We start from the raw sequence: 19,867 nt of genomic DNA, 5'->3' as shown, positions 1-19,867 counted from the left end.
ACGATGCAAAAGGCATCGCTACAATTACGCCCGGGCAGCCCGGCTCACTTCATTTGCCACTCGCTCGGTGGCATCCGGAATGGATGCAGCACGGGCGCGTTCTGCCATGGTTAATAAGGTTTCTCGCGACCACCCGGCCAGGGTGTTGGCGACAGCATCCACAGTAAGCTGTGGCTGCTCGATAATTTTGGCTGCGCCCGCTTTTTCCAGCGGTAGCGCATTCCAGTATTGCTGGCGGTCTTTATGTTGAAACGGCACAAACAATGCCGGTAGCCCCGCTGCGGCAATTTCACTCACCGTTAACGCACCGGAGCGGCAAACGACGACATCCGCCCACGCATACGCCGCCGCCATATCATCAATAAATTCCGTCACTTTATGCTGCGGTTGCCCCGCTTCCGCATACGCCTGTTCAACGGATTGTTGCGAACCTTTGCCGCTCTGATGCCAGATAGTGACTGAATCACCCAGTTTCGCAGCAACCTGCGGCATTGTCTGGTTAAGAATGCGTGCGCCCTGGGAACCACCCACTACCAACACACGAACCGGACCTTCACGTCCAGCCAAACGTTGCTGTGGCAACGGCAGCGCCAGCACATCGGTACGCACCGGGTTACCCACCACTTCCGCATTAGGGAAAGCGCCTGGAAACGCCTGCATCACTTTGGTGGCAATCTTCGCCAGCCATTTATTGGTTAAGCCCGCAATACCGTTTTGTTCATGAAGTACAACCGGAATGCCTAACGACCACGCGGCCAGACCACCTGGGCCTGATACGTAGCCGCCCATTCCGAGCACCACATCAGGTTTGAACGCTTTCATAATCGCCCGTGCCTGACGCCAGGCGTTAAAAATACGCAGAGGCGCAGCTAACAGTGCTTTTATACCTTTACCACGCAGACCAGAGATACGAATGAAATCAATTTCGATGCCATGTTTTGGCACTAAGTCCGCTTCCATACGGTCGGCAGTCCCCAGCCAGCGAACTTGCCAACCCTGAGCCATTAGATGGTGCGCAACCGCCAGTCCCGGGAACACATGTCCACCGGTTCCGCCGGCCATCACCATTAATCGCTTTCCTTGACCACTCATCGTGAACCTCGTACAAACGCCTGCGCTTTCTCCAGACGCGTTTCATAATCAATACGCAACAGCATCATGATGGCTGTCGACATAATCAGTAAGCTCGAACCACCGTAACTGATCAGCGGCAATGTCAGACCTTTGGTCGGTAACATCCCCGCCGCCGCACCTACGTTAACCAGCGCCTGGAAGCTAAACCAGATGCCAATGGAACAGGCGAGAAAACCGGAAAAACGATGGTCAATTTCTAATGCTTTACGGCCAATCGACATCGCACGAAAAGCGACGAAGAATACCATTAAAAGTGCTAGTACCACACCGACATAACCTAATTCTTCGCCGATAATGGCGAAAATAAAGTCAGTGTGCGCTTCCGGCAGATACTCCAGTTTTTGTACCGAGTTACCTAAGCCTTGCCCCCAAAGTTCGCCGCGACCAAACGCCATCAGCGATTGCGTTAACTGATAGCCGCTGCCAAAGGGATCTTCCCACGGGTTCCAGAATGCGGTAACACGGCGGATACGGTACGGTTCGGCGAGGATCAGCAACACAACCGCTGAAATGCCCATACCGATAATGGCAATGAACTGCCACAATTTCGCTCCCGCCAGGAATAACATCGCCAGCGTAGTCACAAACAACACCACCACCGTACCAAGGTCTGGCTGTGCCAGCAGTAACACTGCCAACACCAGAATCACGCCCATCGGTTTCAGGAAGCCGCGCAGGTTATTACGCACTTCGTCGCCTTTACGCACCAGATAGTTGGCGATATAGCAAAACAGCGACAGTTTTGTCAGCTCCGCAGGCTGGATACGCAGCAAGCCGAGATCGATCCAACGCGATGCCCCTTTAACAGAGCTACCCACTACCAGAACGATCATCAACAGGATGATTGAACCGAGTAGCATCGTAGCGCTGTAACGTTGCCAGAACTCCATCGGCAGACGCAGCGTAATGATCGCCAGAATGAACGCCAGGATCAGGTAGACGCCATCACGCTTAGCGAAGAAAAAGGGATCGTTAGTCAAGCGTTGTCCGATAGGCATTGATGCGGACGTCACCATGATAAAGCCGATCGCCGCGAGGCCGAAGGTCAGCCACAGTAAGGTGCGATCGTACATGATCAGGCTGTCGGTATCTTTTTCCCGCGAGCCCATCACCCAGCCCTTTAGCGCCGTGGAGATCCAGACCAGGATACTGAATCCTGGCAGGCGCGGCATTTTCAGGCGAGGGAGAGATAAACGCATCAACCTAACTCCTTCGCCAGACGGGCAAACTCATTGCCTCGTTGTTCAAAGTTCTTGAATTGATCAAGGCTGGCACAGGCCGGGGAGAGCAGAACCATATCTCCTGGTTGAACACGCGGAGCCAGCAAGCGCATCGCCTGTTCCATGGTTTCGGTTTGTTCTGCCACTCCCGGGCGCAGTGCCGCCAGCTGTGCGCCGTCACGACCGAAACAATACAAACGTACGTTATCGCCATTCAGGTAACGTGCCAGCGGACTAAAGTCCGCCGATTTACCATCGCCGCCCAGCAACAAATGCAGCGTGCCATCTACGTGCAGGCCATTGAGCGCCGCTTCCGTACTGCCGACATTGGTCGCTTTCGAGTCGTTAATCCAGCGCACACCGTTATGTTCCAGCACCACTTCAAAGCGATGCGGCAAACCAGTGAACGTAGTTAACGCTTTCAGGCTACTGGCGCGTGGCAAACCAGCTGCGTCTGCCAGCGCCAGTGCCGCCAGCGCATTGGTGTAGTTATGCTGACCGGAAAGTTTCATCTCTTTCACGTTCAACACTTTCTCGCCTTTCACCCGCAGCCAGGTTTCACCCTGCTGATGATTCAAGTGATAGTCGCCCATATTGATACCAAAGCTAACGCAGCGTTCATCCGCACCACGAATCGGCATTGTTAAGGCATCATCAGCATTAACCACGCAAACTTTCGCATTTTCATAAATGCGCAGTTTTGCCGCACGATACTGCTGTAAACCAAATGGATAGCGATCCATATGATCTTCAGTCACGTTCAGAATGGTCGCTGCTACCGCCTGTAAGCTGGAGGTGGTTTCAAGCTGGAAGCTCGACAGCTCGAGCACGTACAGTTCGCACTCATCATCCAGCAGCATCAACGCAGGCAGGCCAATATTGCCACCCACACCAACGTTAACCCCCGCCGCTTTCGCCATTTCACCCACTAGCGTGGTGACCGTGCTTTTGCCGTTAGAACCGGTGATCGCCACAATCGGAGCTTGTGCTTCGCGGCAGAATAGCTCGATATCACCAACGATTTCGATTCCGGCATCAGCGGCAGCGCTTAAGGATGGATGCGCCAGTGCAATACCGGGACTGGCGACAATCAGATCGGCCGCCATCAGCCATTCATCATTCAGACCGCCCGTGTGGCGTTCTACGGCTTCGGGTAATTTATCCAGGCCAGGCGGTGTCATACGCGTATCCATAACGCGCGGCGTCACACCGCGAGCGAGGAAAAAGTCCACGCAAGAAAGCCCGGTGAGGCCCAGGCCGATAATGACGACATTTTTACCCTGGTAATCAGCCATGATTAACGTACCTTCAGCGTTGCCAGACCAATCAGGACCAGCATCAGCGAAATAATCCAGAAACGTACAATGACGCGCGGTTCCGGCCAGCCTTTCAGTTCATAGTGGTGATGAATCGGTGCCATGCGGAAAATACGTTGTCCGCGCAGTTTAAAGGAGCCGACCTGCAAAATAACCGACAGGGTTTCAACGACAAACACGCCGCCCATAATCACCAGCAGGAATTCCTGACGCAGCAGTACGGCGATAATGCCTAACGCACCACCTAACGCCAGCGAACCGACATCGCCCATAAAGACCTGCGCCGGATAGGTGTTAAACCACAGGAAGCCCAGCCCTGCCCCGACTATCGCGGTACAGACAATGACCAGTTCCCCGGCGTGTCGTAGATACGGTATGTGTAAATAGCTGGCAAAGTTCATGTTGCCGGTTGCCCATGCCACCAGCGCAAAACCACCGGCGACGAATACAGTCGGCATAATCGCCAGGCCATCAAGACCATCGGTCAGGTTTACCGCGTTGCCAGTACCCACAATGACGAAGTAAGCCAGCAGAATGTAGAACAGCCCCAGTTGCGGCATCACATCTTTAAAGAACGGAACCACCAGCTGCGTTGCGGGCGTGTCTTTGCCGGCAAGGTACAGCGCGAAGGCAACACCCAGCGCAATGACCGACATCCAGAAATACTTCCAACGAGCGATCAACCCCTTGGTGTCTTTACGCACCACTTTGCGATAGTCATCAACAAAGCCAATGATGCCGTAACCTACCAGCACCACCAGTACGCACCAGACGTACGGATTGGATGGATAAGCCCACAGCAGCACGGAGATCACAATCGCTGTCAGGATCATAATCCCGCCCATGGTCGGCGTACCGCGCTTGCTGAAGTGTGATTCAGGACCGTCGTTACGCACTACCTGACCAAAGGAAAGTTTTTGCAAATGAGCAATCATGCGCGGGCCCATCCACAATGAGATGAACAGCGCAGTCAGCAGGCTGACGATGGCGCGAAACGTCAGATAGGAAAAGACGTTAAAGCCGGAATAATATTTGACCAAATGTTCGGCCAGCCAAACTAACATGTCCCATTCTCCTGTAAAGCGCGTACTACCTCTTCCATGGCAGCACTACGTGAACCCTTAACTAAAATCGTAATTACCTGTTGCTCAGCAATCAGTGATTTAAGACGCGCGATAAGCGCAGTTTTATCGGAAAAATGTTCGCCAACGCCGCTGGCGGTGCTGATAGCATGGCTTTGTTTACCCACACTTAACACGCGGTCAATACCCGCCGCCTTCGCCGCTTCGCCCACCTGTACATGGCAGGCCTCGCTTTCAGCGCCCAGTTCCGCCATATCGCCCACCACCAGCACACGGTAGCCCGGCATTTCAGCCAGTACCTGAACAGCGGCGGTCATGGAGCCGACGTTAGCGTTGTAGGAGTCGTCGAGCAGCAACTGATTTTCCGCCAGTTGAATGGGGAACAGACGGCCTGGAACAGCTTTCAGATTTGCCAGCCCCGCTTTAATAGCATCAAGCGTTGCGCCCACGGACATGGAGAGCGCAGCGGCTGCCAGCGCATTCGCAATATTGTGACGCCCCGGCAACGGCAGCAGAACATCGACGCTACCCGTTGGGGTTTGCAGGGTAAATTCCGTACCGTGCGAGGTCACGTGAATATTGGTGGCGGTGAAATCGCTGTTGTTAGCATTCGGTGAGAAGCGCCACACTTTGCGTGAGCCAATCACACTCTGCCAGTTCAGCCAGTCGTTGTTGTCGGCATTCATAATGGCGATACCGTTTTCCGGCAGGCCGCTAAAGATTTCACCTTTCGCTTTCGCGACACCCGCAAGCGAGCCAAAACCTTCCAGATGCGCCGCTGCCAGGTTGTTGACCAGCGCCGCTTCCGGGCGAGTCAGACTCACAGTCCAGGCAATTTCGCCCTGATGGTTCGCGCCAAGTTCAATTACTGCGTAATCGTACTCTGGCGTTAAGCGCAACAGCGTCATCGGTACACCGATGTCGTTGTTGAGATTGCCTGCCGTATAAAGCGTGTTGCCACACTGGCTTAAAATCGCTGCCGTCATCTCTTTAACGGAGGTTTTGCCGGAGGAACCGGTCAGAGCAACCACGCGCGCCGGAACTTGCTGGCGAACCCATGCAGCCAGTTCACCAAACGCCAGACGCGTATCCTTGACGATTAACTGCGGCAGATCGATATCCAGCGGACGGCTAACCAGCAGTGCACCCGCACCGCCAGCTTTCGCCTGGTCAGCAAAATCATGGGCATCGAAACGTTCGCCTTTCAGGGCAACAAACAGGCAACCCGGCGTCAATTTACGGGTGTCAGTGGTTACAGCATCAAGGGTAATATCTGCACCTTGCAGTTCACCGTTGAGAATATCGGTAAGTTGGCTAAGGGTTACGCTAATCATGCAATCACCCCCAGCAGACGCGCTACCGTGACGCGATCGGAGTAGTCCAGACGCTGGTTGCCAACAATCTGATAATCCTCATGGCCTTTGCCCGCGATCAGCACCACATCATTCTCTTTAGCCTGCATAACGGCGCAAGTCACCGCTTCAGCGCGGCCTTCCATCACTTTGGCATGTCCGGCGTCCAGCATTCCCGCCAGGATATCGTTGATGATGGCACGCGGCTCTTCGGTACGCGGGTTATCGTCCGTCACCACCGCCACGTCAGCAAACTCTTCAGCAATTGCTCCCATCAGTGGACGCTTACCTTTATCACGATCGCCACCACAGCCAAAGACGCACCACAGCTTGCCCGCACAGTGCAAACGCGCCGCCTGTAAGGCTTTTTCCAGTGCATCTGGCGTATGCGCGTAATCCACCACTACCGTCGGTTTGCCTGTCGCAGTGAACACTTCCATACGTCCACAAACCGGCTGCAGGCGTGCGGCAGTTTTCAGCAGGCCAGCCAACGGATAGCCCAGCGCCAGCAGCGTCGCCAGCGCCAGCAGCAAGTTGCTGACGTTAAAAGCGCCCATCAGATGGCTTTCAATTTCGCCATCGCCCCAGCTTGAGCTAAAGCGAATAGTCGCACCGCTGTCGTGATAGTTCACTTCAGTCGCTTTCAACCAGCGTCCGTGACAGTTCGGATTGATATGATCTTCCATTGATACTGCAACCGCGTCCGGCAGTTTTGCCAGCCAGCGGCGGCCCACTTCATCGTCGGCGTTAATAATCGCCTGACCGCAATGATGTTCAGAATAAAGCAGCCATTTCGCGGCTTCGTAGTGTTCCATATCACCATGATAATCAAGGTGATCGCGGCTTAAGTTGGTAAAGACCGACGCCGCAAATTTCAATGCCGCCACACGGTGCTGTACCAGTCCGTGGGAGGAAACTTCCATTGCGCAAAAAGTCGCGCCCTGATCCACCAGTCCCGCCAGCTCATGCTGAACATCGACTGCCGAACCGGTGGTATTTTCTGTCGGGATCACTTTTCCCAGCAGGCCGTTACCAACAGTCCCCATTACCGCGCTGGTTTCGCCAAGCAGTTGGCTCCACTGCGCCAGAAGCTGAGTAGTCGTAGTCTTGCCGTTGGTGCCCGTTACGCCCACGAGACGTAAATTGTCAGAGGGTTCATGGTAAAAGCGGCCCGCCAGTGCAGATAAACGCTCGTTGAGCTGGCTGAGATAGATGACTGGTACGCCGTGCATTTCACGGATTTCACCGTCGGTCGCCTCATCTTTCGCCTCTGCAATAATGGCAGCCACACCTTGCGCTATCGCCTGCGGGATATATCGACGCCCGTCCGCCTGATGACCTACTACAGCTACAAAGAGATCGCCCGCCGCAGCCACACGGCTGTCGAGTGTCATCTCTCGCAGTGCTCGCGAAGGTGCGTCTGGCACCCACGGAGCAAGAAGGTCGCGCAAATTACGATCTGCCACCTGTCCCCTCGCCTTGATTAATCACAAATTCATTTTTATCGCCCGTTGTCAGCGCATCCGGCTCGATGTTCATGGTACGCAATACGCCGCCCATGATGGCACCAAAGACCGGCGCGGAAACGGCGCCGCCGTAGTATTTACCCGCCTGCGGATCGTTGATAACAACAACCAGCGCGAAGCGCGGCTGACTCGCAGGCGCAACGCCTGCGGTATAAGCAATATATTTATTGATGTAGCGACCGTCCGGCCCGACCTTTTTCGCGGTACCGGTTTTAATGGCGATACGATAGCCTTTAATCGCCGCCTTCACGCCGCCACCGCCCGGTAGCGCCACGCTTTCCATCATATGCACCACGGTGCGAACAATGGACTCCGGGAAGACGCGTTCACCGGGAACCGGGGGATCAACTTTGGTAATCGACAGCGGGCGATAAATGCCATAGCTGCCGATAGTTGCGTAGACTCGCGCTAACTGTAACGGTGTTACCATTAGCCCGTAGCCGAAAGAGAAGGTGGCCCTCTCTATGTCAGACCACCGTTGTTTTTGAGGATATAAGCCACTGCGTTCTCCGACCAACCCCAAATTGGTCGCTTTTCCCAGTCCAAAACGTGAGTAAGTATCTACTAACGCTGAGGACGGCATCGCTAACGCCAGTTTGGAAACACCGACGTTACTCGACTTCTGTAATACCCCGGTCAGGGTTAATTCGCTGTAGCGTGCCACGTCTTTGATTTCGTGGCCGTTAATTCGATAAGGAACGGTATTCAGTACCGAGTTTTCCCGCACTACGCCACGTTGCAACGCGGTCATCACCACCATCGGTTTAACCGTTGAACCCGGTTCAAACACGTCAGTGATGGTACGGTTACGCATCGCCTCTTTCGGCGTGCCACTCAGATTGTTTGGGTTGTATGACGGGCTGTTAGCCATCGCCAGCACTTCACCGGTGTTGACATCCACCAGCACGGCGCTACCAGATTCAGCTTTGTTAAAGGCCACCGCGTTGTTCAGTTCGCGATAAACCAGCGCCTGCAGGCGTTCATCAATACTCAGCGCCAGGTTGTGCGCCGCCTGGCTGTCGGTGGAAGAGATATCTTCAATTACGCGACCATAGCGGTCTTTACGCACAATGCGCTCACCCGGCTGCCCGGTAAGCCATTTATCGAAACTCTTCTCGACGCCCTCAATCCCCTGACTATCGACGTTAGTAAAGCCGATGAGGTGAGCGGTCACTTCGCCGGATGGATAATAACGTCGAGATTCTTCACGCAGATGAATCCCCGGCAGTTTCAGTTTTTTGATGTACTCTGCCATGTCAGGGTTTACCTGACGCGCCAGATAAATAAAGCGCCCTTTCGGGTTGGCGTTAATGCGGGCTGAAAGCTGATCCAGCGGAATATTGAGTGCGTTAGCCAGCGCCTTCCAGCGATCACCGACGCTGATACCGCCAGCGTCATGCACTTCTTTCGGGTCAGCCCAAATCGCTTTTACCGGCACGCTCACCGCTAACGGGCGACCAGAACGGTCAGTAATCATGCCGCGGGAGGTGGAAACTTGCTGAACGCGAAGAGAACGCATGTCGCCCTCTTTTACCAGCATATCCGGGGAGATAACTTGTAACCACGCTACGCGTCCGAGCAGAAAAGCCAGCGCCAGGAGAATACAGCCGCATAACAACGCAAAACGCCAACTGATAAAGTTGGCATGTTCTTCCTGACGTTTTGGTTTCTGCGTTTTCGCCGCTGCTTTCATGCGTCGCGTTTATCCTTATTTTTGCACTACGATATTTTCTTGTGACGGATCAACATGCTGCATTTGCAGCTTTTCCGTGGCGATCCTTTCCACCCGGCTATGGTCGCCGAGCGCATTCTCTTCAAGGATCAGGTTGCGCCATTCAATGTCTAAAGCATCTCGCTCCAGCACCAGTTGTTCGCGCTGAGCGGTCAGTAAACGGGTATGGTGCGCCGTGGTTACCACGGTCACCGCCGTCAAAATAATGCAAATGAACAGGCAGAGTGGCAGCTTCCCAAATCGCAAAAGATCGTCACCGATAACACCAGGCAATGCATGGCGCTCGTGGCTTCCCATCGATCCTTTAACTTTGCTTAGAGCTTCTGTCACTCTGCTGATCATGCGTTCGTCCTCTCTGCAATACGCAGAACTGAACTACGGGCACGAGGGTTCTCAGCCACCTCTTCTTCGCCCGGCATTAACTTGCCTAGTGCTCGCAGCTGACGGCCACCCAGTTTTTTGAGCTGCTCTTCAGTCATCGGTAACCCTGCCGGAACTTGCGGACCACGGCTGTTTTCACGCATAAAGCGCTTCACAATGCGGTCTTCCAGCGAGTGGAAGCTGATGATCGAGAGCCGCCCCCCCGGGGCCAGCACGTTGAGCGAGCTTTTTAGCGCCTGCTCTATCTCCTCCAGTTCACTGTTTACCCAAATGCGCACCGCCTGGAAGGTACGGGTCGCGGGATGTTTAAACTTATCTTTCACCGGCGTTGCGGCAGCCACGACTTCCGCCAGTTCTTTGGTGCGGGTCATCGGCTGTTCGCGGTTTCGCTCGACAATGGCGCGGGCAATGCGTTTGGCAAAACGCTCTTCGCCGTAGGTTTTCAATACCCAGGCGATATCAGCTTCTTCTGCGGTTTGCAGCCATTCAGCGGCTGACTGCCCACGGGTTGGGTCCATACGCATGTCCAGCGGGCCATCGCGCATAAAGGAAAAGCCGCGTTCTGCATCATCAAGTTGCGGTGAAGAAACACCAAGATCGAGGAGAATGCCGTCGATCTTGCCGATAAGATCGCGCTCGGCAACGTATTCGCCCAGCGCGGAGAAAGGTCCGTGGATGATGGAGAAGCGCGGATCATCAATAGTCTTCGCAACGGCGATAGCCTGCGGGTCGCGATCGATCGCCAGCAAACGCCCCTCTTCGCCAAGCTGCGAGAGGATCAGACGTGAGTGACCACCGCGACCAAAAGTCCCATCAATGTAGATGCCATCAGGACGGATATTGAGGCCATTAACGGCTTCATCCAGCAGCACCGTAGTATGTTTATAGTTTTCCATCATTTTATAGAGACAAGTCCTGCAGTCGCTCCGATAAGTCTCCAGTAGCCAACTGCTCTGCGTCGATATCTTCCTTGACCTGTTGATGCCAGGTTGTTTCATCCCACAGCTCAAACTTGTTGAACTGTCCAACCAGCATCACTTCTTTTGTCAGACCGGCATGTTGCCGCAGTACTGGCGCGATTAACAATCGACCGGCGCCATCCATCTGACATTCGCTGGCATGACCTAACAGAAGGCGCTGCACACGGCGCTCAACCGGGTTCATGCTCGACAGACGCGATAATTTTTGCTCGATAATTTCCCATTCAGGCAGGGGGTAAAGCAGCAGGCACGGGTGATGAATGTCAATGGTGCAAACCATTTGACCGGCAGCGTTCTCAAGCAGCTGTTCCCGATAACGGGTAGGCACTGATAAGCGCCCTTTGCTGTCGAGATTGACTAACGTTGCTCCCCGGAACATGCCAGCCTCACCCCTTATTCCCACTTTGCCCCACAATTTCCCACTGAAAGGAGTTTACGGAGCGGAGGAAAAGCTTGTCAAGCCAGTCACAAGGCATACCGAGGTAAAAAACCCGATGTTTACGGCTAATATCAGCGTTGTTTATTTTACGTCCAACGTGCGAAGCAAATTAACGTTATGAATAGCTGTAAGAAAAAATCCCTCATCGTCATCACCGTTTTAAAATGACTAACTATTTTCCACAGCAAATATAAAGTGTCAGTTTGCGACGCGAGCGGCATTTTAGGACATATCTTCCCCGGTTAACAGTCCCTGTTGCGTCTGTGTGGCGCTTGATGCCAGCAGGTTTGCGCAAAAGCAAAGAAAAGTGTTTGTTAAATCGGCAATTCATCTCTGCATGTAACAAAATAATGCAAAAACGCTCTGTCAATATTGCTTAATTATTGTGAATTTCAGCAGGTGAGTTAATTAATGGGCGGGTTTAAAAGCATTTATCAATAATAGCCAGGAATAGTCTTATTTACTTTAAGGATATTGATGTCCATTCCCGTACTCGACGCGCCAATGAGAAATTCACTGGCGCGTATTTTTGTTCGCGGCTTAGTTACGGCTGAGCACGCCGCGGCGATAGAGATTACGTTTAATGCGCGTTAACCCAGGTTTTGGCTTACGCGGTTCGTCCAGGCTTGCCAGGACAATTTCCAGCACACGCTCTGCGACATCGCGGTGACGTTGAGCCACTGCCAGCACCGGGCACTGTAAGAAGTCGAGCAGTTCGTTATCGCCAAAGGTGGCAATTGCCAGGTCAGAAGGCAGTTTGCCATCGCGACGCAGCGTGACATCCATCACCCCTTGCAACAACGCAAACGACGTTGTGAACAGCGCCTGCGGCATCGGATGCGTTTCCAGCCATTTTTCGAATAACTGGGCAGCCGCCTCCCGCTCATAACTGTTGGCATAAAGGAAATGCACTTCGCGCGGATCATCTTTCCAGGCAGTACGGAAACCTTGCTCACGCAAGAAGCTCACAGAAAGCTCCGGCAGCGCGCCAAGATAAAGCACCGTCTCGGCGGGAAACTTACGTAACTCTTCCGCCAGCATTTCGGCATCATCCTGATCGGCACCAACCACGCTGGTGAAGTGTTCACGATCGAGGGCGCGGTCCAGCGCGACAATCGGGAACGGGTCGTTAGCCCAGCGTTGATAAAAAGGATGCTCTGGTGGCAACGACGTCGAAACAATAATGGCATCAACCTGACGCTGTAGAAGATGCTCAATACAACGCATTTCGTTGTCTGGCTGATCTTCTGAGCAAGCAATCAGCAGTTGATAACCCCGTTGCCGCGCCTGACGTTCAAGATAATTAGCGATGCGGGTATAGCTGGTGTTCTCCAGATCGGGGATCACAAGACCAATAGAACGTGTGCGTCCAGCACGAAGCCCAGCTGCCACGGCGTTCGGGTGGTAATTGTGCTCACGCACCACAGCCATGACTTTTTCAACGGTTTTGTCGCTCACACGGTATTGCTTCGCTTTGCCGTTAATAACATAGCTTGCAGTGGTCCGCGACACTCCCGCTAGCCGAGCGATTTCATCCAGTTTCACAATTGCCCCTTGCGTAAAATGTAAAAACCATAGCCATTGTACTGGTATGGGTTAAATTCATTAACATCTAAGCGCAGAAAATTAACTGCGGCAACTGCTTTTATTCCAGGTTCCCACTGAATTCGCAAAAAAAGCCCAACGTGACATGTTGGGCTGCAAATTGCGCATTGAGATCATTCTCAACGCATTATTTTATCGCCGCGCGAAAGTCCAACTACACCAGATCGAGCAACTTCCACAATTTTCGCCACATCGCGAATCGATGTTAAAAATGCATCAAGCTTATCGCTGGTGCCTGCCAGTTGGACGGTGTAAAGCGATGGCGTGACATCGATGATTTGCCCACGAAATATTTCCGTATTGCGCTTCACTTCGTCACGTCCGTAGCCGCTGGCCTGAATTTTCACCAGCATAATTTCCCGCTCGACGTGCGCCCCCTGCCCCAGCTCGCTCACGCGCAAGACATCGACCAGTTTGTGTAATTGCTTTTCGATCTGCTCAAGCACTTTTTCATCGCCCACGGTCTGGATGGTCATACGCGATAATGTCGGATCGTCGGTGGGCGCAACGGTCAGGCTTTCAATGTTGTACCCACGTTGGGAAAAAAGGCCAATCACGCGGGATAACGCGCCTGATTCATTTTCGAGTAAGACTGATAATATCCGGCGCATAATCAGGTTCTCTCCGTTTTGCTTAACCACATTTCATCCATTCCGCCCCCGCGAATCTGCATCGGGTAGACGTGCTCACTGCCATCGACGGTAACATCAACAAAGACCAGACGATTATTGCGCACCTGTTCCAGCGCCTCGCTAAGTTTGCTTTCCAGCTCTTGCGGATGAGAAATCTGGATCCCAACATGCCCATAGGCTTCCGCCAGACGGACGAAATCGGGTAGCGATTGCATATAAGATTGTGAATGACGGCCGGAATAGATCATGTCCTGCCACTGCTTCACCATCCCCAGATAGCGATTATTGAGATTCACCACCAATACCGGCAACTCGTATTGCAAGGCGGTAGACAGTTCCTGAATGTTCATCTGAATACTGCCGTCACCAGTGACGCAAACCACGGTTTCTTCTGGCAGCGCCATTTTGACGCCCAGTGCCGCAGGTAAACCAAACCCCATCGTGCCGAGGCCACCAGAGTTAATCCAGCGACGCGGTTTGTCGAAAGGATAATAAAGTGCGGCGAACATCTGGTGCTGCCCGACATCAGACGTCACGTAAGCGTCCCCCTTCGTCAGCCGCCAAAGAGTCTCGATAACCGCCTGCGGTTTAATCTTTTCACTGTGAATATCGTATTTCAGGCACTGACGAGCACGCCACTGTTCAATCTGCTGCCACCAATCGCGGATCTCATCCAGCGGTTGATGGGCGGATTCTTGCGACAGGAGTTCAAGCATTTGTTCAAGGACCTGGCGGGCATCTCCAACAATCGGGATATCAGCAGTCACGGTTTTAGAAATGGAGGTAGGATCAATATCGATATGCAAAACCGTGGCATTTGGGCAGTACTTTGCCAGATTGTTCGTCGTTCGATCATCAAAACGTACCCCGACGGCAAAAATCACATCCGCGTTATGCATCGTCATATTGGCTTCGTAGGTGCCGTGCATTCCCAGCATGCCCAGTGCCTGACGATGCGTTGCCGGAAACGCCCCCAGCCCCATTAATGAGGAAACAACGGGCAGATTCAACGCCTCCACCGTGTCTTTCAGCTGCTGATGGCAGCCCGCCGTGATTGCCCCGCCGCCTACATAGACAACCGGTTTTTTTGCCGCCACCAGCGTTTGCAGAGCGCGCTTAATTTGCCCTTTATGCCCAGTGGTTGTGGGATTGTAAGAACGCATACTGACTGCTTCCGGCCAGGCATACGGTAATTTTTTTGCCGGATTCAGGATATCTTTTGGTAGATCGACCACCACAGGTCCTGGACGACCACTTGCCGCCAGCCAGAAGGCTTTTTTCAACACCTGAGGAATATCTTCTGTCTGTTTGACCAGAAAACTGTGCTTCACCACCGGGCGGGAAATCCCCACCATGTCACACTCCTGAAAGGCATCGTAGCCTATCAACGAAGTTGCTACCTGCCCGGAAAGAACAACCAAGGGAATGGAGTCCATATAAGCGGTGGCGATGCCGGTAATCGCATTGGTCGCCCCTGGCCCCGATGTTACCAGCACGACGCCGACTTCCCCGGTCGCGCGTGCCAGACCATCGGCCATATGCACCGCCGCCTGCTCATGACGAACTAATACATGATCGATACCACCCACGGTATGCAATGCATCGTAAATATCAAGGACCGCGCCTCCGGGATAACCGAATACTTGTTTAACGCCCTGATCGATAAGCGATCGGACGACCATCTCGGCTCCAGACAACATCTCCATGGCCTGCCTCACTGTTTAACGGAAAAATGTGTAAAACACATTAACCGCCCGATCTTGCTTAAGCAATTGGCAGCCAGAGACATAAATACGAGGTAATAAGAATAAACAGGAGGAAAGGTGAAAAGAAACGATAAAATCCTCCATTACGGAGGATTAAATTGATAATAAATCGGCTAAATCCCACAACTTACAGCAATTTCTCTATTTTTTTAATTAATCCTAAAATAGTGAACTCACACATTCAGAATAAAATTCTATATTCAATAAAAAATACAGAATAAATCAGACATCAATGCCTGACCTATTCTGCATCCAGTTAGCGTTTGCAAATTGAGACTAATTGCTCTTCCATCCACTGATGGCCTTTGTCGCGCCCGGCAGCTTCATGCCAGGAGAGATAACAGGTTCTGCTATTTTGTTTTAATGGCAGCGGTAATACCTGTAACTCTAAAGATTCAGCGAACTCTTCAGCCAGCCAACGCGGCGCAATAGCGACCAGATGCGTTTGCGACACCACGCTCAGTACACTCATCATTGCCATGCCCTGATACGCGATACTGGCTTGTTTATCTACCGTGTCATACCATGGTTGACTAAATGACGCGAAACGATCGAGCGAAACTGCCGCATGTTGTTCGTTATAAACATCATGTTTCAGTAACGGGCCTTTAATTGTTGGATGATTTTTGCTGGCTACCAGCACCATTTCATCTTTAAATAATGGCACACTGGTAAATTCAGGACGATGGAAGTCTTCATAACTAATCACAAACTCCGTTTCCTGATAACGCAGTTGATGTTCAGTGTTCTGATTTAATGAAGACTTGAACATAACATGTATATTTGGCGCAGTTTGCTCAATGTGATTATAAATCTGCGAGGTCAGAATGCTGTCTAACGGACTGCAAACACAAAGATGAAATACACGTTCACTGCTCGCGGGTTCAAAACCTGAACCTGGCAATTCATTTTGTACTAATTGCAATGCCTGACGAACTGAACCAAAAAGTTGAAATGCGCGAGCAGTCGGTTGAATGCCACGGCCATAACGAACAAAAAGCTCGTCATTAAACATCACCTTCAGGCGTGCAACCGCGTTACTGACCGCAGGTTGCGACATCCCCAGAACATGAGCGGCACGGGTGATGTTTTGCTCCTGCATCACGGCATCGAAAACGGTTAATAAGTTGAGATCGACCATGCGTAGCTGTGGCTTGCTTAACTCCGCCGTCTCTGGTTGATCTGTTTGTACCTCTGGCATACTTAACTCCACTGTCACACTTAACTCCCTTTCCCTTATTGGAATGCAGAGAAATAATCCTCGAGAATATGATTTATCATGCATATAAAATAAGAAAAAGGAAAATGAGAAAAATTAGGAAAACATAAAGATACGGGTTCTTATAAAAACAGAACCCATTGCCGAGTAAAGAGTCATTTACCGCAGCATAATAATCCATAATGTTTTTGTTGCGAAAACAATCTAATCATAACTACCGCGAATACTCAATCATCCACAAAATGGATTAAATGTGCTTTTTTAATAATTAATTTATATGTTTAATGCATTAATTCTTAACATTAATTGAACAATAATATTCACCAAATGAATATCAAAAAATTAGCAAAACATATAATTCAATACAAATCATCATGATAGGTTTTGTAACGCGTGCATTTTATCCCCCTTTTCCTCGTTGATTAGATGCAAAAATTTATTCTGAAATATGTCAACCGATGAAAAGCGTCGGTGGTTAAGCAGAAATTAATATCGCTTGTTTTAACCACCGCAGCACAATTAGCTAATTTGACGAATGCAGAACTCACTCTGGCGGAACGTTTTTGTTGCGTCAGGGTTGACATCCGTTTTTGTATCCAGTAACTCTAAAAGCATATCGTATTCATCTGGAGCTGATTTAATGACTCACATCGTTCGCTTTATCGGTCTACTACTACTAAACGCATCTTCTTTGCGCGGTAGACGAGTGAGCGGCATTCAGCATTAAGCCAGCACGCAGTCAAACAAAAAACCCGCGCCATTGCGCGGGTTTTTTTATGCCCGAAGCGAGGCGCTCAAAAAGAGACAAGGACCCAAACCATGAGCCAGCAAGTCATTATTTTCGATACCACATTGCGCGACGGTGAACAGGCGTTACAGGCAAGCTTGAGTGTGAAAGAAAAACTGCAAATTGCGCTGGCCCTTGAGCGTATGGGTGTTGACGTGATGGAAGTCGGTTTCCCCGTCTCTTCGCCGGGCGATTTCGAATCGGTGCAGACCATCGCCCGCCAGGTCAAAAACAGCCGCGTATGTGCGTTAGCTCGCTGCGTGGAAAAGGATATCGACGTGGCAGCTGAATCTCTGAAAGTTGCCGAAGCCTTCCGTATCCATACCTTTATTGCCACTTCGCCAATGCACATCGCCACCAAGCTGCGCAGCACGCTGGACGAAGTGATCGAACGCGCTATCTATATGGTGAAACGCGCCCGTAATTACACCGATGATGTTGAATTTTCTTGCGAAGATGCCGGACGCACACCCATTGCCGATCTGGCGCGCGTGGTTGAAGCGGCGATTAATGCCGGTGCCACCACCATCAACATTCCGGACACCGTGGGCTACACCATGCCATTTGAGTTCGCCGGAATCATCAGCGGCCTGTATGAACGCGTGCCTAACATCGACAAAGCCATTATCTCCGTACATACCCACGACGATTTAGGCCTGGCAGTTGGCAACTCACTGGCGGCGGTACATGCCGGAGCGCGCCAGGTGGAAGGTGCAATGAATGGGATCGGCGAGCGAGCCGGTAACTGTTCGCTGGAAGAAGTGATCATGGCGATCAAAGTACGTAAGGATATTCTTAACGTTCATACCGCCATTAATCACCAGGAAATATGGCGCACCAGCCAGTTAGTTAGCCAGATTTGTAATATGCCGATCCCGGCAAACAAAGCCATTGTTGGCAGCGGCGCATTCGCACACTCCTCCGGTATCCACCAGGATGGCGTGCTGAAAAACCGCGAAAACTACGAAATCATGACACCAGAATCTATTGGTCTGAACCAAATCCAGCTGAATCTGACCTCTCGTTCCGGTCGTGCGGCAGTAAAACACCGCATGGATGAGATGGGGTATAAAGAAAGTGAATATAATTTAGACAATTTGTACGATGCCTTCCTGAAGCTGGCGGACAAAAAAGGTCAGGTGTTTGATTACGATCTGGAGGCGCTGGCCTTCATCGGTAAGCAGCAAGAAGAGCCGGAGCATTTCCGTCTGGATTACTTCAGCGTGCAGTCTGGTTCTAACGATATTGCCACTGCCGCCGTCAAACTGGCCTGTGGCGAGGAAGTTAAAGCGGAAGCTGCCAACGGTAATGGTCCGGTCGATGCCGTCTATCAGGCGATTAACCGCATCACTGACTATAACGTCGAACTGGTGAAATACAGCCTGACCGCCAAAGGTCACGGTAAAGATGCGCTGGGTCAGGTGGATATTGTCGCCAACTACAACGGTCGCCGCTTCCACGGCGTCGGCCTAGCCACCGATATTGTCGAGTCCTCCGCCAAAGCCATGGTGCACGTACTGAACAATATCTGGCGCGCCGCAGAAGTCGAAAAAGAGTTGCAACGCAAAGCTCAACACAACGAAAACAACAAGGAAACCGTGTGATGTCGAAGAATTACCATATTGCCGTTTTACCCGGAGATGGGATCGGGCCGGAAGTGATGACCCAGGCACTGAAAGTGCTGGATGCCGTGCGTAACCGCTTTGCGATGCGTATCACCACCAGCCATTACGATGTAGGCGGCGCAGCCATTGATAACCACGGGCGGCCGCTGCCGCCTGCGACGGTTGAAGGTTGTGAGCAAGCCGATGCCGTGCTGTTTGGCTCGGTGGGCGGCCCGAAATGGGAACATTTGCCGCCAGACCAGCAACCAGAACGCGGCGCGCTGTTGCCTTTGCGTAAGCACTTCAAATTATTCAGCAACCTGCGTCCGGCAAAACTGTATCAGGGGCTGGAAGCATTCTGTCCGCTGCGTGCTGACATTGCCGCTAACGGCTTCGACATCCTGTGCGTGCGCGAACTGACCGGTGGCATCTATTTCGGTCAACCAAAAGGCCGCGAAGGTAGCGGACAATATGAAAAAGCGTTTGATACCGAGGTGTATCACCGTTTTGAGATCGAGCGCATTGCCCGTATCGCGTTTGAATCTGCCCGCAAGCGTCGTCGCAAAGTCACCTCAATCGACAAAGCCAATGTGCTGCAATCCTCTATTTTATGGCGGGAGATTGTTAACGAGATCGCCACGGAGTATCCGGATGTCGAACTGGCGCATATGTACATCGACAACGCTACCATGCAGCTGATTAAAGATCCGTCGCAGTTTGACGTACTGCTGTGCTCCAACCTGTTTGGCGACATTCTGTCTGATGAATGCGCGATGATCACAGGCTCGATGGGCATGTTGCCTTCCGCCAGCCTGAACGAGCAAGGTTTTGGTCTGTATGAACCGGCGGGCGGCTCGGCACCCGATATCGCAGGCAAAAACATCGCCAACCCGATTGCACAAATTCTGTCGCTGGCGCTGCTGCTGCGTTACAGCCTGGATGCCGATGATGCGGCTTCCGCCATTGAACGCGCCATTAACCGCGCGTTAGAAGAAGGCATTCGCACCGGGGATTTAGCCCGTGGCGCTGCCGCCGTTAGTACCGATGAAATGGGCGATATCATTGCCCGCTATGTGGCAGAAGGGGTGTAAT

19 protein-coding genes are annotated in these 19,867 nt (G+C 52.1%); 4 read left to right on the top strand and 15 right to left on the bottom strand.

What is annotated here, in order from left to right; translation table 11 throughout:
* Positions 1–24: 24 nt before the first annotated feature.
* The 14 genes from murG to ilvI all read right to left on the bottom strand — a co-directional run bounded on the left by murG (position 25) and on the right by ilvI (position 15,105).
* Complete coding sequence (gene murG / locus BEB54_RS08110) at positions 25–1,092, bottom strand: undecaprenyldiphospho-muramoylpentapeptide beta-N-acetylglucosaminyltransferase (protein WP_000016571.1); 1,068 nt, start codon at positions 1,090–1,092, stop codon at positions 25–27.
* The gene (gene ftsW / locus BEB54_RS08105) at positions 1,089–2,333 is read right to left on the bottom strand and encodes a cell division protein FtsW (RefSeq protein ID WP_001295532.1); all 1,245 of its coding nucleotides are present in this window, start codon (positions 2,331–2,333) and stop codon (positions 1,089–1,091) included. Before ftsW ends, murG begins: the two co-directional genes overlap by 4 nt.
* Entirely contained in the window at positions 2,333–3,649 is a 1,317-nt protein-coding gene (gene murD / locus BEB54_RS08100; RefSeq protein WP_105277283.1) for a UDP-N-acetylmuramoyl-L-alanine--D-glutamate ligase, read from the bottom strand. Before murD ends, ftsW begins: the two co-directional genes overlap by 1 nt.
* 2 nt (positions 3,650–3,651) lie before the next feature.
* Positions 3,652–4,734: a phospho-N-acetylmuramoyl-pentapeptide-transferase gene (mraY, locus tag BEB54_RS08095; RefSeq protein WP_000964122.1), complete on the bottom strand. Its 1,083-nt coding sequence runs from the start codon at positions 4,732–4,734 to the stop codon at positions 3,652–3,654.
* Complete coding sequence (murF, locus tag BEB54_RS08090) at positions 4,728–6,086, bottom strand: UDP-N-acetylmuramoyl-tripeptide--D-alanyl-D-alanine ligase (RefSeq protein ID WP_104918230.1); 1,359 nt, start codon at positions 6,084–6,086, stop codon at positions 4,728–4,730. The genes mraY and murF overlap by 7 nt, the downstream gene beginning before the upstream one ends.
* The gene (gene murE, locus BEB54_RS08085) at positions 6,083–7,570 is read right to left on the bottom strand and encodes a UDP-N-acetylmuramoyl-L-alanyl-D-glutamate--2,6-diaminopimelate ligase (protein ID WP_039021820.1); all 1,488 of its coding nucleotides are present in this window, start codon (positions 7,568–7,570) and stop codon (positions 6,083–6,085) included. Before murE ends, murF begins: the two co-directional genes overlap by 4 nt.
* The gene (ftsI, locus tag BEB54_RS08080) at positions 7,557–9,323 is read right to left on the bottom strand and encodes a peptidoglycan glycosyltransferase FtsI (RefSeq protein WP_000642212.1); all 1,767 of its coding nucleotides are present in this window, start codon (positions 9,321–9,323) and stop codon (positions 7,557–7,559) included. The genes murE and ftsI overlap by 14 nt, the downstream gene beginning before the upstream one ends.
* Before the next feature lie 15 nt (positions 9,324–9,338).
* Positions 9,339–9,704, bottom strand: coding sequence for a cell division protein FtsL (ftsL, locus tag BEB54_RS08075; protein WP_000625658.1), 366 nt, complete (start codon positions 9,702–9,704; stop codon positions 9,339–9,341).
* Positions 9,701–10,642, bottom strand: coding sequence for a 16S rRNA (cytosine(1402)-N(4))-methyltransferase RsmH (gene rsmH / locus BEB54_RS08070; RefSeq protein WP_000970479.1), 942 nt, complete (start codon positions 10,640–10,642; stop codon positions 9,701–9,703). Before rsmH ends, ftsL begins: the two co-directional genes overlap by 4 nt.
* 1 nt (position 10,643) lies before the next feature.
* The gene (mraZ, locus tag BEB54_RS08065; protein WP_001295770.1) at positions 10,644–11,102 is read right to left on the bottom strand and encodes a division/cell wall cluster transcriptional repressor MraZ; all 459 of its coding nucleotides are present in this window, start codon (positions 11,100–11,102) and stop codon (positions 10,644–10,646) included.
* Positions 11,103–11,702: 600 nt separating this feature from the next.
* Positions 11,703–12,707: a catabolite repressor/activator gene (gene cra, locus BEB54_RS08055; protein ID WP_000762400.1), complete on the bottom strand. Its 1,005-nt coding sequence runs from the start codon at positions 12,705–12,707 to the stop codon at positions 11,703–11,705.
* Positions 12,708–12,788: 81 nt separating this feature from the next.
* Positions 12,789–12,875: a hypothetical protein gene (locus BEB54_RS08050; RefSeq protein WP_032160836.1), complete on the bottom strand. Its 87-nt coding sequence runs from the start codon at positions 12,873–12,875 to the stop codon at positions 12,789–12,791.
* Positions 12,876–12,886: 11 nt separating this feature from the next.
* On the bottom strand, positions 12,887–13,378 hold the full coding sequence (gene ilvN, locus BEB54_RS08045; RefSeq protein WP_105277281.1) for an acetolactate synthase small subunit: 492 nt from the start codon (positions 13,376–13,378) through the stop codon (positions 12,887–12,889).
* A gap of 2 nt (positions 13,379–13,380) precedes the next feature.
* Entirely contained in the window at positions 13,381–15,105 is a 1,725-nt protein-coding gene (ilvI, locus tag BEB54_RS08040; RefSeq protein WP_105277280.1) for an acetolactate synthase 3 large subunit, read from the bottom strand.
* Positions 15,106–15,222: 117 nt separating this feature from the next.
* On the opposite strand from ilvI, the gene BEB54_RS29125 reads away from it, so the two are divergent.
* Positions 15,223–15,267 carry a hypothetical protein gene (locus BEB54_RS29125; protein ID WP_175565144.1) on the top strand — a complete coding sequence of 15 codons (45 nt, stop codon included), beginning with the start codon at positions 15,223–15,225 and terminating at the stop codon, positions 15,265–15,267.
* Positions 15,268–15,421: 154 nt separating this feature from the next.
* Here the strand turns inward: BEB54_RS29125 and leuO are convergent, their stop codons facing one another.
* Entirely contained in the window at positions 15,422–16,366 is a 945-nt protein-coding gene (gene leuO, locus BEB54_RS08035) for a transcriptional regulator LeuO (RefSeq protein WP_001361829.1), read from the bottom strand.
* Between the two features lie 658 nt (positions 16,367–17,024).
* Between leuO and leuL the strand changes: the two genes are divergently transcribed.
* The 3 genes from leuL to leuB all read left to right on the top strand — a co-directional run bounded on the left by leuL (position 17,025) and on the right by leuB (position 19,866).
* On the top strand, positions 17,025–17,111 hold the full coding sequence (gene leuL / locus BEB54_RS08030; protein ID WP_001300467.1) for a leu operon leader peptide: 87 nt from the start codon (positions 17,025–17,027) through the stop codon (positions 17,109–17,111).
* A 92-nt stretch (positions 17,112–17,203) separates the two neighbouring features.
* Entirely contained in the window at positions 17,204–18,775 is a 1,572-nt protein-coding gene (gene leuA, locus BEB54_RS08025) for a 2-isopropylmalate synthase (RefSeq protein WP_000082846.1), read from the top strand.
* Positions 18,775–19,866 (top strand): 3-isopropylmalate dehydrogenase, encoded by a 1,092-nt coding sequence (gene leuB / locus BEB54_RS08020; protein ID WP_105277279.1) that lies wholly within the window; start codon positions 18,775–18,777, stop codon positions 19,864–19,866. Before leuA ends, leuB begins: the two co-directional genes overlap by 1 nt.
* The last annotated feature ends 1 nt before the right edge of the window (position 19,867 follow it).

The organism is Escherichia sp. MOD1-EC6021, from assembly GCF_002965245.1.
In the GTDB taxonomy this organism is placed as follows: domain Bacteria; phylum Pseudomonadota; class Gammaproteobacteria; order Enterobacterales; family Enterobacteriaceae; genus Escherichia; species Escherichia coli_F.
This window is presented reverse-complemented; position numbering and strand designations above follow the sequence as displayed.

Excerpts from the sequence above, each read along its gene's own strand:
- murG (WP_000016571.1), bottom strand. The coding sequence starts at position 1,092 with ATGAGTGGTCAAGGAAAGCGATTAATGGTGATGGCCGGCGGAACCGGT.
- ftsW (WP_001295532.1), bottom strand. The coding sequence starts at position 2,333 with ATGCGTTTATCTCTCCCTCGCCTGAAAATGCCGCGCCTGCCAGGATTC.
- murD (WP_105277283.1), bottom strand. The coding sequence starts at position 3,649 with ATGGCTGATTACCAGGGTAAAAATGTCGTCATTATCGGCCTGGGCCTC.
- mraY (WP_000964122.1), bottom strand. The coding sequence starts at position 4,734 with ATGTTAGTTTGGCTGGCCGAACATTTGGTCAAATATTATTCCGGCTTT.
- murF (WP_104918230.1), bottom strand. The coding sequence starts at position 6,086 with ATGATTAGCGTAACCCTTAGCCAACTTACCGATATTCTCAACGGTGAA.
- ftsI (WP_000642212.1), bottom strand. The coding sequence starts at position 9,323 with ATGAAAGCAGCGGCGAAAACGCAGAAACCAAAACGTCAGGAAGAACAT.
- ftsL (WP_000625658.1), bottom strand. The coding sequence starts at position 9,704 with ATGATCAGCAGAGTGACAGAAGCTCTAAGCAAAGTTAAAGGATCGATG.
- rsmH (WP_000970479.1), bottom strand. The coding sequence starts at position 10,642 with ATGATGGAAAACTATAAACATACTACGGTGCTGCTGGATGAAGCCGTT.
- mraZ (WP_001295770.1), bottom strand. The coding sequence starts at position 11,102 with ATGTTCCGGGGAGCAACGTTAGTCAATCTCGACAGCAAAGGGCGCTTA.
- BEB54_RS08050 (WP_032160836.1), bottom strand. The coding sequence starts at position 12,875 with ATGCGCAATTTGCAGCCCAACATGTCACGTTGGGCTTTTTTTGCGAAT.
- ilvN (WP_105277281.1), bottom strand. The coding sequence starts at position 13,378 with ATGCGCCGGATATTATCAGTCTTACTCGAAAATGAATCAGGCGCGTTA.
- ilvI (WP_105277280.1), bottom strand. The coding sequence starts at position 15,105 with ATGGAGATGTTGTCTGGAGCCGAGATGGTCGTCCGATCGCTTATCGAT.
- leuO (WP_001361829.1), bottom strand. The coding sequence starts at position 16,366 with ATGCCAGAGGTACAAACAGATCAACCAGAGACGGCGGAGTTAAGCAAG.
- leuL (WP_001300467.1), top strand. The coding sequence starts at position 17,025 with ATGACTCACATCGTTCGCTTTATCGGTCTACTACTACTAAACGCATCT.
- leuA (WP_000082846.1), top strand. The coding sequence starts at position 17,204 with ATGAGCCAGCAAGTCATTATTTTCGATACCACATTGCGCGACGGTGAA.
- leuB (WP_105277279.1), top strand. The coding sequence starts at position 18,775 with ATGTCGAAGAATTACCATATTGCCGTTTTACCCGGAGATGGGATCGGG.